This window comes from Shinella sp. (assembly GCF_035998705.1).
In the GTDB taxonomy this organism is placed as follows: Bacteria; Pseudomonadota; Alphaproteobacteria; order Rhizobiales; family Rhizobiaceae; genus Shinella.
This window is the reverse complement of record NZ_DASYHH010000016.1, coordinates 48322-61713: the sequence shown is the minus strand read 5'-3', so window position 1 is coordinate 61713 and position 13392 is coordinate 48322. Positions and strand designations below refer to the sequence as shown.

Here is a 13392-nt window from a genome sequence, read left to right as displayed (position 1 = left end):
AACATGAATGCTGTTCAAGGAGGTCTCTTCGACCTCTCGGGCAAGATTGCCATCGTCACAGGCGCATCGCGGGGCATCGGCGAAGCGTTGGCGAAAGGACTGGCGGCGCAAGGGGCGACCGTCGTCGTCAACTACAACTCGGCCGCCGATCGCGCCGAGGCCGTCGTCTCCGCCATCGAAGCGGCCGGCGGAAAGAGCAAGGCCATCAAGGCCGACGTCTCCGTCGAAGCGGACGCCGACCGACTGATCGCCGAGACGGTTTCAGCGTTCGGCCGGGTCGACATTCTCGTCAACAATGCCGGCATCGTCCTTCCGGCACCAGCCGAGGATTGTTCGCTCGAGACGTGGCAGCGCACCATGGCGGTCAATCTCGACGGCGTCTTCCTGGTCTCGCGCGCCGCCGGCCGGCAGATGATCGCCCAGAAATCCGGCAGCATCATTTCGATCGGCTCCATGTCGGGCCGCATCGTCAACTGGCCGTTCCGTCATGCCGCCTACAATGTCTCCAAGGCCGGCGTGCACATGCTGACCAAGGCGCTGGCAACAGAATGGGCGGAGCACAACATCCGCGTCAACGCCATCGCGCCCGGCTACATCCGCACGGAATTGACCGATGAAGTGCTCAAGGAGCACCCGGATGTCGTGCGCGACCATTGGGAAAAAGGCGCCGTGCAGAACCGCATCGGCAACGTGACCGAACTGGTCGGGGCAGTCGTCTATCTCGCCTCCGACGCCGCGAGTTTCACGACCGGCGAAATCATTACCATCGATGGCGGCCTGACGCTGCGCTAAGGAGAACAGAATGCTCACTCGCGGATTTGGCGGCCCGTTGCGCTACGTGCAGGGGCCGGGAGTTCTCAAGGACCTCGGCACCTATGCAGCCGGGCTTGGGAAAAAAGCCCTGCTGCTGACCGATGCCTTCGTCGACAAGACCTATGGCGAGGCGCTGCGTGCTTCGCTGGCCAGGGCCGGTGTCGAGGCCGTGGCGACCGTCTTCGGCGGCGAATCCACGGATGTCGAGGTCAGACGTTGCGCGCAACTCGGCTCTAACGTCGACGTGGTGATTGGTGTGGGAGGCGGCAAGACGCTGGATACCGGCAAGATCGCCGCTCGCGAGATCGGTGCGCGTATCATAACCGTCCCGACCATCGCATCGACCGACAGCCCGACCAGTTCCATCGGCGTGATCTACACGGCCGAGGGCGTCTATGACCGTGTCGAGCGCTGCTATCGCAATCCGGACGTCGTGCTGGTCGATTCCGAAATCATCCTTCGCGCTCCGGTGCGTTTTCTCGCGGCTGGCATGGGCGATGCGCTATCCACCTGGTTCGAGGCGCGCTCGAATTTCGAAAGCCGGTCAAACAACTACATTGCCGACGGCTATGCACCGACGATTGCCGGCGCTCATGTCGCTCGGGCCTGCCACGAGACACTCCTGCGAGACGGACGAGCAGCGTATCTCGCAGCCAAGGCCGGCTGCCTCACGGAAGCGGTGGAGAACATCATCGAAGCAAACACGCTTCTCTCCGGCCTCGGCTTTGAAAACTGCGGCGTGTCCGCGGCCCATGGCATCCATGATGCGCTGACGGTGCTGGAGCCGACGCATCATTTCTTCCATGGCGAAAAGGTCGCCTTCGGCATCATCGGTCTATTGGTGCTGGAAAATCGTGACCCGAAGGAGATCGAGGAGGCAATCCTGTTCTGTGCGGACATTGGACTGCCTGTCCGGCTGGCCGATCTTGGACTTGAGGATGTGTCCGACGCCGATCTCCTGCGCGTCGGCGAGACGGCAATGCATCCATCCAGCGTGATCCACTCCGTCCCGCGGGTGTTGAATGCCCGCATCGTCGCCGATGCAATCCGCACCGCTGACGTGCTGGCGAGGCATTTGCTGGAGCGCAGGTCCTAACGTCGCGCGCTGCCAGATTTTCAGCGAGACGAACACCATATCCGATGCTGAAGCGATGCCGCGTCGGCTGAAAATGCTCTAGGTCGCCGGCCGCGCAAGCGCGCCAGGCTTTGCAACATCGATGATTCCATCCGCGATGCGGGTCGCGACGAAAACGGCGTGGTCGGTTACCTGGGGTAGTCCCATCAGTTCTCCGAACGTACCGCGCGCCAGGGGGCCGGCGATGAAGAGGGTTTGTGCTGTGCGCCCGTCCGAGCCGATGGCGCGGCTTTGTCCGTCGACGGCGATGCCGAGGCCGACGCTGTCGGGTTGCAGCACGCCTGCCAGCGCCAGGCCTTCCAGGAACGGCTGGCTTGAGAGGATCGACCGGTGGCCGGGGCCGGTCGTCACGACGACGGCGTCATAGCGTCTTTCGAACGGCTCCCGCCCGTGCCGGGGCCGGAATGTCACGGCGATTTCGCCGTTTGCTTGTTGTTTCACACCGGCGATGGAGGCGGCGTGAAGGACAAGCGTGCCGGCCGCCTTGCGCCGGTCGATGGCCGCTTCCACCTGCGGTGCGATGCGGAATCGGTGCACGTCCCAATAGGGCCGCAGGAAGCGCACGATGCGCCGCCGCTCGACAACCGGCAGCGCGCGCCAGATGTCGCCGCCCTGCCCGCGCAGCCGATCGAACACCGCGTGCCAGGTCACGCCCGATGCTTCGGCCTCGGCAAGGGTACGGCGAACCCGTCGCAGCAGGGCATGCGCCGAGCGGGCTGGAGGATCGACGAAATCGCCGAACGGGTCCTGGGGGTTAAGATTGTGGCCCCGGGAGCGCAGCCCGCGGCGCGAAACGGCCGTCACCAGGCCCCGGTGCCCGATAGTGTCGAGGGTGGCGATCACATCCGCGGCGGTCAGGCCGGTGCCGACGACGAGCACGCGATCATCCGACCGGATCTGCGACAAGGCCCCCGGAAGGGTAGCATCGGGAATGTAGCGATCATGCCCGGCGAGCGCCCTGTCGAGAGCCGCCGGGGGCTGCGGGCTCGGATGGCTCGTTGCCAGGACCAGACGGTCGGCCCAGAGCTCCGAACCGTCGTCGGCCGCGATGCGCCACACCCCGTCCTCAACCTCCGTTACGGCGCGAACGCGGCTGCGACGGTGCTCGATCCTGCCCGCCGCGATAAGCGGCTGAAGCTGGGAAGAAACATAGCGCCCGAAGGCCGAGCGCCGCGCGAAGACGTGACCGTCGGTTGTGGTCGCGTCCGGATCGTCCAGAAGCGCGCCGGTTTCGAAAAGCCAGCGCTGGAAATGCTCGTCGTCGCCCGGAACGAGCGTCATGCGCGCCGCCGGCACGTTGATGCGGTGGACGGGCTCGTCCGTATCATAGGCGACGCCGCCGCCCAGCACGGCCCGCGGCTCGTAGACGACGATCGTCGCTTCACCGAGCGGAAGCAGGCAGGCGAGATGATAGGCGAGCGCCGCGCCGGTGAAACCACCGCCGATAACCGCCACGACAGGTCTGGCTGATCCATTGCTCACGGCTTGAAAACCCGCCTGTCCTTCCTCGAACGCCAAGCCTGCCGGCATGTCAGGCACCCACTGTCTTCAGAGCCGGCACCGCTTCGGCCTCGCGGCGCTTCACCGCTTCGATGTCCCGGTAGCCGTCGGCTGGATGCGTCTTCGGCAGATAGGGACCGTCGCCGAAAAGCTTTTCGCGCAATGTCCCGGGCTTGTATTCGGTCGGGTAGGCGCCGCGCTTTTGCAATTCCGGCACGATATGGGCGACGATATCCTCAAAACTGTCCGGCGTCACGGCATAGGCGGTATTGAAGCCGTCGACGTCGGTATCGGCGACCCATTCCTGCAGGATATCGGAAATGCGCTCCGGCGAGCCGACGAAGACCGGCCCCATGCCGCCGATGCCGCCGAACTGGGCGAGTTCGTCGATCGTCCAGGACTTGTCGCCGCCGGCAATGTGCTCGACGAAGGAATGGATGGCGTTCGTCTCGATCCGCTCCACCACGTCGGTCGGGGCATATTGCCCGAAATCGATGCCGCTCCAGCCGGACATGAAGGTGAGCGAGCCGTCATAGGAGACGTAGCTCTTGTAGTCCTCGAACTTCTTCTGCGCCTTGTCTTCCGTCTCGTCGGTGATGATGGTGACCAGCGTATAGATGAAGACCTTCTTCGGATCACGCCCGGCGGCGGCGATGCGCTGGCGGATATCGGCGACATAGGCCTTCAGCACGGATTTGGTCGGCGCGGCGACGAAGATGCATTCCGCGTGCGCAGCGGCGAAAGCCTTGCCGGGACCGGAAGCGCCCGCCTGGTAGAGCACGGGCGTGCGCTGCGGCGAGGGTTCCGTCAGGCCGTAGCCCGGCACGTCGAAGAATTTGCCCTTGTGGGCAATTTCGTGGACCTTTTCCGGATGGGTGAAGATGCGCTTCTCGCCGTCGCGCACCACCGCCCCCTCTTCCCAGGACCCTTCCAGCAGCTTGTAGAGCACCTCGACATATTCGGCGGCCACCTCGTAGCGGTTGTCATGCCGGCGAAGGCCGCCCTGCCCGACATTCTTCGCACCGCTCTCCAGATAGGAGGTGACGATGTTCCAGCCGACACGGCCCTTCGAGTGGTGGTCGGCCGTCGCGATGCGCCGGGCGAAGGTATAGGGATGCTCGAAGGAGGTGGAGGCGGTGATGCCGATGCCGAGATGCTCGGTAGCAAGCGCAATGGGGGCCGCGAGCTGCAACGGGTCGTTCACCGGCAGCTGCGCCGCCTGGTGAATGGCGTGGTAGTTCGAGCCCTTGTAGACGTCGTAATAGCCGACGACGTCGGCAATGAAGATGCCGTCGAAGACGCCGCGCTCCAGCGTGCGGGCGAGATCCTGCCAATAGTCCAGATCCTTGTATTTCCAGGACTTGTCGCGGGGATGCGCCCATAGCCCCGGCGACTGGTGGCCGACGCAGTTCATATCGAAGGCGTTGAAGCGAATGGGGCGGGCCATGGAGTTCTCCAGCGTCTTGAGGATGCCGGATGGCATCGAACTTTGGGGGAGGATAACGCCTGCTTCGCACAAATACAGAAATTCTATCTTTTATATGGATTAATTTCGGAAATGGCTTTGCTGGCTCCGGGATCGCGCGTCGGGGAAAATGCGGGCCGAGCAGCCGAACGGCGCTGAAACAGGAGATCCGCCATGAACGCCCTACACCTTCTCAAGGACCCCGACCTTCAGGACGACCGCACGCGGCTCTTTGCCAGGGCGGAAGAGATTTCCGCCGATCTCGCCCGCCGTGGCGCGGAACTGGACGCGGCAGGCAGGCCGCCGATTGCGGAAATCGAACGGCTGAAGAAGGACGGGCTGCTGAACGCCCTGCACCCGGTGGAGATCGGCGGCGGCGGGCTCGACTGGGTGGACGGGCTTCGGCTGGTGCGCATCCTGGCGCGTGGCGAAAGCTCGATCGGCCAGCTCCTCGGCTACCATTTCGTCAACAGCCAGTACGTCTACTGGGCGGCGGACGATCCGGACAAGGCCTGGGACCTCGGCGTCGAGACCGTGGCGAAGACGCTCTATTGGGGCGCCGCCGTCAATCCGCGCGATCCGGGCCTGACGCTGACGCAGAACGGCGACCACTACCTGCTGAGCGGCCGCAAGACATTCTCGACCGGTGCCCACATTTCCGACCGCCTCAATGCCAATGCGGCTTTCGGCGACCAGATCGCCAATCTCGTGCTGCCGACCGATCGCCCGGGTTATGTGGCCAATGACGACTGGGACAATATCGGCCAGCGGCTCTCCGACAGCGGCAGCGTCGAATTCCGCGATTTCCCGGTCTATGAGAGCGACTTCCTGCTGCCGCTTGCGGCCAGGGATGCCGCACCTGCGGTGCAGGCGACCTTCAACACGCCGCTCATCCAGCTCGTCTTCGTCAACTTCTATATCGGCACGGCGGAAGGCGCACTCGATACGGCCATCGACTATGTGCGCACGACGACCCGTCCCTGGCTGACCTCCGGCGTCGAGAAGGCGAGCGAGGACCCCTATATCCTGGAGCGCATCGGCGAATTCCGCGCAGCGCTGAAGGCCTCCGCAGCACTTGCCGATGCCGCCGCGTCCACCGTGCAATCGGTGTTGGCGCGTGGCCGGGCGGTTACCGCGCAGGAGCGCGGCGAAGCGGCGATCGAGGCCTATGCGGCCAAGGTCAACGCCACCCATGTGGCACTCGACGTCACCGCGCGTGTCTTCGAGTTGACCGGCGCCCGCTCGACGGCCTCGCACTATCGTTTCGACCGCTACTGGCGCAACGTGCGCACCCACACGCTGCACGACCCGGTGTTCTACAAGGCACGCGAAGTCGGCGATTTCGCGCTTAACGGCCGCGTGCCGGAGCCGAGCCTCTATAGCTGAGGCGACCAGCCAGCAGAAAGGAAAGGCGGCCACCGGCCGCCTTTTTCGTTCTCGCATAAAAAAAGGGCCGCAATCCCGAAGGATTGCGGCCAGGCGACCACCCCCCACCACGAGGGTTGGATGTCAGAGTTTGTCAGGGAAAAGTGGAATCCGGTTTTCCCGAAAAGACAAACGAAAACTCTAGAGCGCGCCGTTTCGCGGCGGCGTGACGCCGTTCAGGTGATAGTTGCCGACGACGTGGTATTTCCAGCGCACCGGGTCGTGCAGCGTATGGGTGCGCGCATTGCGCCAGTGACGTTCGAGATTGAGGCCGCGTTTCGTGGCGGCGGTTCCGGCAAGCTCGAACAGCACGTTCGTCGCGTCGATGGCGAGTTCCGTGGTCAGCACCTTGGCCGCGGCCACCGCAAGGGTCGCCGCCACGGAATTTTCCTGGCTGAGGCTGACCTGCGCCTGGTCGACCCTGCGCCCTGCCCGCTCCAGCGTCGCCTCGGCGGCCTCGATGCGGATGGCGAGTTCGCCGATGCGCGAAATCGTCAGCGGATCGTCCGCCGCACGCTCGACACCGCTATCCGTCCAGGGCCGCGCCTTGTCGCGCACGAAGCCGATGGTTTCCTTCAGCGCCGCCCGGGCGATGCCGAGGTCGACGGCGGCATGGATGATCTGCCCGACCGAGCCGATCGTGCCGGGGCGCTCGAAACCCTTCTGGTGCTGGACCACGGCATCGGCCGGCACATAGACGTCGCGCAGGATCGTCGTGCCGCTGCCGGTCGTACGCTGGCCGAAGCCGTCCCAGTCGTCGACGATCTCGATGCCCTCCGTCTCGCGCGGTGCAAAGGACATGGTCAGCCGCTCCTCGCCGTCGAGTGCAAAGATCACCACCCAATGGGCGAAAAGCACGCCCGTCGAATAGAATTTCCGCCCGTTGATGCGGAAGCCCGCGCCATCAGGCGTGATCCGCGTGTTGTAGTTGCCGACGGTCTTGGTGCCGACCTCGGAGAGCGCATTGCCGAAGCGGTCGCCGGCCAGCGCCCGGCCAAAATAGAACCGCTTCTGCGCCTCGCTGCCGTCGTGACGGAGCGCTTCGAGAATGTAGAAATGGTTCTGCGGGATCTGGCCGATCGAGCTGTCGGCTTCTGAGAGAATGGCCGTAACCTCGGCGAGCACCACATTCGACACGTCGATGCCGCCATAGTCGGAAGGCACCGTGATGGCGAGCAGGCCGGAGGCGGAGAGCCGGTCGAGCTCCTCATAGGGAAGCGCACGCTCATAGTCGCGCCGGCTCGCGCCGTTTGCGAACTCGTCGGCAAGTGTGCGCGCGACGGAGAGCGCTTCCTCTTCGCTCGCGATGCGGTGGGCGGTCTGCTGGGGTTGGGCGAGCTGGGTAACGCTGCTCATGATCGTTCCTTTCGAGAGAGGCTGCCGGGCTTACGCCCGGGCGGCGGCCTTGCGGTTGGCGAAGCCGATGGCAAGGACCGAGAAGATGAGGAGCCCGGTGCCGACCTGCTGCCAGTAGAAGTTCAGGCCGGAGAGCAGCAGGCCGTTGGCGACGACGCCGAGCAGCAGCACGCCGAGCACCGTGCCCGGGACGTTCGGCCGGCCATGCGGATCGAACGTCGTGCCGATGAAGGTGGCGCCGATGGCGTTAAGCAGGAAGGCATTGCCGGAGGACGGGATGTAGACGGTCACCGTCGAGGTGAGGATCAGCCCGACAATCGCTGATATGGCCGAGACCAGCACATAGGTGGCGGCGGTGACGCGCGACAGCCGGATGCCGGAATAGCGCACGACACTCGCCTGGATGCCGGTGGCGAGCACCACCCGGCCGAAACGCGTGCGCGACAGGACGAGCCAGGCGCCGGCAATCACGAGGGCGGCGACCAGCAGCGGCACGGGAAGGCCGGCAACCGAGCCGTGGCCGAGGAACCGGAAGGCCTCCGGCACGCCGGCGGGCGGCAGGTAGACCGGATTGCCGCCGTTCGTCAGCAATTGCTGCACGCTGCGGCCGACGAACAGCGTGCCGAGCGTGGCGAGGAAGGGCGAAATGCCGATGCCGGCGATCAGCACGGCATTGAACAGGCCGACGAGAGCCCCGCCGGCAAGCCCGCCGAGGGCTGCCAGCGGGATCGGCTGCCCGGCAAGAACGAGGGAGACGAAGGCGAAGCTCGCAAAATCGATGGCCGTGCCGACCGACAGGTCGATGCCGCCGGCCGAGACGGCGAAGGTCATGGCGACGGCGACGATGGCGAGCAGCGCGAAATTGTTCACCAGCACGCTGACCAGATTGGCGCCGGAGAGGAAGCCCGGGGCAAGCGCCGCGAAGGTGGCGAAGACGGCGGCAAGGGCCGCGACCAGCGCATAACGACCGATGCCGCGTGTGAAGGCCGAGAGGGATGCCGTTGCCATATCAGATCGTCTCCCGGCGCAGCAGCGTGGTGGCGGACACCACGAGCAGGATCAGCAGGCCCTGCACGCCGCTCACCAGCGTGCTGGAAATGTTGAGAAGCTGGAAGCCGTTGATGAGGAAGCCGACGAAGAGTGCAGACAGCAAGGTTCCGGTGATCGTCGGCACCAGCCGGCGGGAAAACACCACGCCGAGCAGCGCCGTCACGACGACCGGCAGCAGCATCTCGCCCGCGCCCGTCGTGCTGCCGCTGAGATAGGACACCGACAGGATGCCGGCGAAGCCACCGCAAAGGCCGCTTGCGAGGAACGAGCCGGCGACGAAGGAGCGGACCGGCAGACCGGCGGCGCGCGCCGCATCGGGATATTCGCCGACCGCATAGAGCCTGAGGCCGAGCGGCGTATATTGTACGATGGCCGCGACGAACAGCGTGAAACCGAGCAGGACATAGGCGAGGACGGGAACGCCGAATGGGCCGCTTGCGGAAAGCGTCGAAAGGAATTCGCCCGAAGCCGGCACGACAGTGTTCTGGGTCAGCACGAGTTCGAGGCCGGCCACGACATTCATCACGGCAAGCGTCGCCAGCAGCGGCACGATGCCGGCGAGCGTCACCGCTGCGGCATTGACCGCGCCGATCGCAAGCCCCGTGCCGAGCGCCCCGAGGATCGCCACCGCGTCGCCCTGCCCCGCTTGCGAGAGCGTCGCATAGACGGCGGCGCTGAGGCCCATATTGGCGGCAAGCGACAGGTCGATGCCGCCCCTGACGACGTTCGAGCCGCCCGCGATGACCACGATGGTGAGGCCGATCGCCAGCACCCCGGCAATGGCGGACTGGCCGAGCACGTTGCCGATATTGCCGACCGTCAGGAAGAACGGTGCTGATATGGAGAAGAACACCAGCACGCCGGCAAAGACGGCGAGCGAACCGCCACGAAGCGCAAGCGTCGCCAGCCGTCGCCCGAGCGCCGGGCCGGGCTTATCAGGCTCCGGGGACGTTTTCTCTTCGAGCCCGAACACAGAGGGCGGAATATAGGGGGCATCAACCAGCATGGCGCAGCGTCTCGTGGGCGCCCGTCACGTCGGTGAGGACCTGATCGGGGCTCGTTTCGGAAGAGATGAATTCCCGCGTCACCCGGCCGCGGAAGAAGACGAGGACCCGGTCGGTGATGCCGAGCAGTTCCTCGATGTCGGAGGAGAGCACGAGGATGCCCGCGCCGCGCTCGGCAAGCTCGCCGATCAGCCGGTAGATCTCGACCTTGGCGGCGATGTCGACGCCGACGGTGGGCTCGTCCAGCAGGTAGATTTCCGACTGGCGGCTCAGCCATTTGGCGATCGCCACCTTCTGCTGGTTGCCGCCGGAAAGCGTGCGCACAAGCGCATCGATACCGTCGGTCTTGATCTCCAGCCGCTTGACGAGGTCCTCGGTCTGGCGCCGCTCGGCGCCGCGGTCGATAAGGCCGCGGGAAAACCGGCCGAGGCTGGCGAGCGTGGTGTTCTCCGTCACCGCAAGATCGAGCGCCACGCCGTCGCGGCGGCGGTCTTCCGGCACGAGGGCGAGGCGTTTTGCCGTGGCCTTCGCCGGATCGGTGGCAAAGACGGCCTCGGCCTTGACCGAGACGGTGCCGCCGGTCGGACGGTCGAGCCCGAAGAGCGTGCGCACGACCTCCTTGGCGCCCGAGCCGACGAGGCCGGTGAGCCCCAGCACCTCGCCCCGGCGCAGCGTGAAGGACACCTCGTCGTAGCGGTCGGCGAGTGCCAGGTTTTCCACCTGCAACAGCGTCTCGCCGGGCGTGACCTGCGGCTTTGGATAGAGCTCGCCGATCGCGCGGTTGACCATCAGCGCGCCGATCTTCGATGCCGAGGTTTCGGCTACCGGCAGGGTCGCGACGTCGCGGCCGTTGCGCAGCACCGTCACGGTGTCGCAGAGATCGACGATCTCGCCGAGATAGTGCGAGATATAGAGGATGGTGATGCCTTCTTCGCTGAGACGCCGGATGAGCCGGAAGAGAAGATCCGCCTCGCGCCGCACGAGCGCCGCCGTCGGCTCGTCGAAGACCAGCACTTTTGGATTGGCGATCAGCGCCCGCGTGATCTGCACGATCTGCTTTTCGGCCGCGGAAAGATCCGCGATGAGGGCCGAGGCGGGCAATTGCAGGCCGAAATAACGATCGAGCAGCTCCGCCGCCTTCCGGCGCATCGCCGCGCGGTCGAGGAAGGGCGTGCCGGCAATGCGCGGCTCGCGGCCGAGGAAGAGCGTTTCGCCGACCGTGAAGGTCGGCACCAGCAGGCGGTCCTGGTGGATGAAGTGGATGCCGAGCGCCTCGGCAAGATGCGGCGTCAGCCGGTCATAGCCCTTGCCGTCGATCTCGATCGTGCCCTCGTCCGCCCGGTGCAGGCCGGCCAGGAGCTTGATCAGCGTCGACTTGCCGGCGCCGTTCTGGCCGACCAAGCCATGCACCGTGCCGCGCCGCACCGTGAGCGACGCGCCGGAAAGGGCTGCCGCACCGCCGAACCGCTTGACGATCCCTTCGAAACGAAGGATCGCGTCGCCGCCGTTCTCTACCGCATCCACCATCGTCATATTCCCTGCATCGAGAAACCGGAGGGACCGCGGCCGATCGGCCGCGGTCCGCCGTCAAAAGGTTCAGCCGATGCCGAGCTTCTTCGACACTTCGCCAACGGTCTGCTTGTTGGCGAGCAGCGCCGGCACATAGGTCTCGCGCGGCAGGGTCTCGCCGGCGAGGTAGCGGGCGACGTTCTGGATCGCCACGCGGCCGAGTTCGGCCGGCTGCTGGGCAACGTCGGCGGCGGCCGGCGAATTCGGGTCGGCGACGAGCTGCAACACTTCCGGGCTGCCGTCGACACCGTAGGTCCTGATCTCGGTGCGGCCGGCGGCCGTGAGGGCCTGCGTGGCGCCGAGCTGCGGGATGTCCCAGGCCGACCAGATGGCCTTGATCGAGCCCTTTTCCGGATATTTGGCGAGGATCGCCGTGATCTGTGTGAAGGCATCCTGCACCGTGTTCGGGATCACATCGCGCAGTTCCGGCTGGATGATCTGCACCTTCGGGAAATATTTGACGACATTGACGAGCTGGTCGTAGCGGATCGCGCAGGGCGTCACACCGTAGAAGCCGTTGAAGACGACGATATTGCCCTCGCCGCCGATATCCGAGACGAGCTGGAGCGCGAGATCCTTGCCGATGCCCCAATTGTCCGAGGTCGCGTTGTTGATCGAGTTCACCGAGCCGACGTCGATGGTCAGGACCGGGATATCCGCCTCGCGCGCCTTCTTCAGCCACGGGTCGATGACGCTCAGCGTGCCGAGCAGCTGGACGATGGCATCGGGCTTCTGGGCGATCAGCGTCTGGAGCTGGGAGACGAGCTTGCCGTCATTGCGGCCGGCATCGACCGCGATCGGTTCGCCGCCGAGGCGCTTCACCTCCTCGATCTGGGCATTGTAGGCCTGGAGATCGAAGAAATGGTCGGTGCCGGTCGCGCTGATGCCGATGCGCTTGCCCTTGAGAGAAAGCTCGCCCGCGGCCGACGCCGAGCGCGCGGACAGGAGCTCTGCACCGGCGACGACGCCAGCGACGGCGGTGAGTTTCAGGAGGTTGCGGCGGTTCACGCCGGCGGTGCGTTCGTCAGTCATGGTGGTCCCCATCCATGCGTTTAATGATATAATCTATAAATTAGATGCATTATTGGCGCAGGACAGGCAGAATTTTCCAAATCGCGGGGGCTCGTGAAAATAATCCGCTTGCCGAAGGGCACGCCGACATCCGGCACAAGCCGCGCGCTCAGATGATGTATTCCGGCTCGCTCAGCGTCTGGTCCATCGTGATGCCCGGCAGCGCGGTATGCGGCTTGCCGACCGGGCGGGCGGGAACACCGACCACCGATGTATAGGGTGCCACCGGTGCGACGACGACGCTGCCGGCGCCGATCTTGGCGCCGATGCCTACCTCGATATTGCCGAGCACCTTCGCGCCGGCACCGATCAGCGCGCCACGGCGCACCTTCGGATGGCGGTCGCCCATGTCCTTGCCGGTGCCGCCGAGCGTGACGTTCTGGAGGATCGAGACCTCGTCCTCCACGACGGCCGTCTCGCCGATGACCAGCCCGCTGCCGTGATCGAGCATGATGCCGCGCCCCATGACGGCGGCCGGATGGATGTCGATGGAGAAGATTTCGGAAATCCGGCTCTGGATGTGCCGGGCGAGATGGCCGCGGCCGGTCGTCCAGAGCCAATGGGCGACGCGGTGGCCTTGCAGGGCGGAAAAGCCCTTGAAGTAGAGGAAGGGTGTCAGCACCTCCGTGTTGCTCGGATCGCGGTCCTTCACCGCCTGGAGATCGGCGGCGGCAGCACCCAGCAGGCCCGGCTTGTCCGTATAGGCGCCGTAGATCAGCGCCAGCAGTTCGTCGCGGTCGACATCGTGATCGGCAAGCTTGATGGCCAGGCGGTGCGAGAGCGCATGGCCGAAGCTTGAATGCATCAGCACGGCCGAGTTCATCGCGCGGGCCAGCGCCTGATCGCGATGGACGGCGGCGGCCGCCTCCCGCCGAAGCGTCTCCCAGAGGGCCGCCACCTCGCGGCGGGACGCGTCCTCCACCGGGAGGAGGACGATGTTGCTTTCCTGTCCGGACATGGTCCTGCCTCACGCAAAAGAGAAACGCCCGCCCTTGCCGGGCGGG

General features: G+C 65.5%; 11 protein-coding genes. 3 read left to right on the top strand and 8 right to left on the bottom strand.

Going from position 1 to position 13392, the window contains the following annotated elements:
* Positions 1-3 precede the first annotated feature (3 nt).
* Positions 4-792: a glucose 1-dehydrogenase gene (locus VGN93_RS12760; protein ID WP_327507779.1), complete on the top strand. Its 789-nt coding sequence runs from the start codon at positions 4-6 to the stop codon at positions 790-792.
* Between the two features lie 10 nt (positions 793-802).
* On the top strand, positions 803-1909 hold the full coding sequence (locus tag VGN93_RS12755) for a glycerol dehydrogenase (protein ID WP_327507778.1): 1107 nt from the start codon (positions 803-805) through the stop codon (positions 1907-1909).
* Between the two features lie 78 nt (positions 1910-1987).
* Here the strand turns inward: VGN93_RS12755 and VGN93_RS12750 are convergent, their stop codons facing one another.
* The gene (locus VGN93_RS12750; RefSeq protein ID WP_327507777.1) at positions 1988-3430 is read right to left on the bottom strand and encodes an FAD/NAD(P)-binding protein; all 1443 of its coding nucleotides are present in this window, start codon (positions 3428-3430) and stop codon (positions 1988-1990) included.
* A gap of 49 nt (positions 3431-3479) precedes the next feature.
* Complete coding sequence (locus tag VGN93_RS12745) at positions 3480-4895, bottom strand: LLM class flavin-dependent oxidoreductase (RefSeq protein ID WP_327507776.1); 1416 nt, start codon at positions 4893-4895, stop codon at positions 3480-3482.
* A gap of 192 nt (positions 4896-5087) precedes the next feature.
* Here VGN93_RS12745 and VGN93_RS12740 point away from each other — a divergent pair, with 192 nt between their 5' ends.
* Complete coding sequence (locus tag VGN93_RS12740) at positions 5088-6299, top strand: acyl-CoA dehydrogenase family protein (protein WP_327507775.1); 1212 nt, start codon at positions 5088-5090, stop codon at positions 6297-6299.
* 180 nt (positions 6300-6479) lie between these two features.
* Here the strand turns inward: VGN93_RS12740 and VGN93_RS12735 are convergent, their stop codons facing one another.
* The 6 genes from VGN93_RS12735 to cysE form a co-directional block, all read right to left on the bottom strand.
* A complete protein-coding gene (locus VGN93_RS12735) occupies positions 6480-7694 on the bottom strand; it encodes an SfnB family sulfur acquisition oxidoreductase (RefSeq protein WP_327507774.1) in 1215 nt (404 codons plus the stop codon).
* A gap of 30 nt (positions 7695-7724) precedes the next feature.
* On the bottom strand, positions 7725-8702 hold the full coding sequence (locus VGN93_RS12730) for an ABC transporter permease (RefSeq protein WP_327507773.1): 978 nt from the start codon (positions 8700-8702) through the stop codon (positions 7725-7727).
* A gap of 1 nt (position 8703) precedes the next feature.
* A complete protein-coding gene (locus tag VGN93_RS12725; RefSeq protein WP_327507772.1) occupies positions 8704-9750 on the bottom strand; it encodes an ABC transporter permease in 1047 nt (348 codons plus the stop codon).
* Positions 9740-11275 (bottom strand): sugar ABC transporter ATP-binding protein, encoded by a 1536-nt coding sequence (locus tag VGN93_RS12720; protein ID WP_327507771.1) that lies wholly within the window; start codon positions 11273-11275, stop codon positions 9740-9742. The genes VGN93_RS12725 and VGN93_RS12720 overlap by 11 nt, the downstream gene beginning before the upstream one ends.
* A 69-nt stretch (positions 11276-11344) precedes the next feature.
* Positions 11345-12349, bottom strand: coding sequence for a sugar ABC transporter substrate-binding protein (locus tag VGN93_RS12715; protein WP_327507770.1), 1005 nt, complete (start codon positions 12347-12349; stop codon positions 11345-11347).
* Positions 12350-12497: 148 nt separating this feature from the next.
* Entirely contained in the window at positions 12498-13346 is an 849-nt protein-coding gene (gene cysE / locus VGN93_RS12710) for a serine O-acetyltransferase (RefSeq protein ID WP_327507769.1), read from the bottom strand.
* Positions 13347-13392: the final 46 nt, after the last annotated feature.

Bases quoted from the DNA above. Each gene is read 5' to 3' on its own strand.
- VGN93_RS12725 (WP_327507772.1), bottom strand. From the start codon at position 9,750: ATGCTGGTTGATGCCCCCTATATTCCGCCCTCTGTGTTCGGGCTCGAA.
- VGN93_RS12755 (WP_327507778.1), top strand. From the start codon at position 803: ATGCTCACTCGCGGATTTGGCGGCCCGTTGCGCTACGTGCAGGGGCCG.
- VGN93_RS12730 (WP_327507773.1), bottom strand. From the start codon at position 8,702: ATGGCAACGGCATCCCTCTCGGCCTTCACACGCGGCATCGGTCGTTAT.
- VGN93_RS12760 (WP_327507779.1), top strand. From the start codon at position 4: ATGAATGCTGTTCAAGGAGGTCTCTTCGACCTCTCGGGCAAGATTGCC.
- VGN93_RS12715 (WP_327507770.1), bottom strand. From the start codon at position 12,349: ATGACTGACGAACGCACCGCCGGCGTGAACCGCCGCAACCTCCTGAAA.
- VGN93_RS12735 (WP_327507774.1), bottom strand. From the start codon at position 7,694: ATGAGCAGCGTTACCCAGCTCGCCCAACCCCAGCAGACCGCCCACCGC.
- VGN93_RS12720 (WP_327507771.1), bottom strand. From the start codon at position 11,275: ATGGTGGATGCGGTAGAGAACGGCGGCGACGCGATCCTTCGTTTCGAA.
- VGN93_RS12745 (WP_327507776.1), bottom strand. From the start codon at position 4,895: ATGGCCCGCCCCATTCGCTTCAACGCCTTCGATATGAACTGCGTCGGC.
- VGN93_RS12740 (WP_327507775.1), top strand. From the start codon at position 5,088: ATGAACGCCCTACACCTTCTCAAGGACCCCGACCTTCAGGACGACCGC.
- cysE (WP_327507769.1), bottom strand. From the start codon at position 13,346: ATGTCCGGACAGGAAAGCAACATCGTCCTCCTCCCGGTGGAGGACGCG.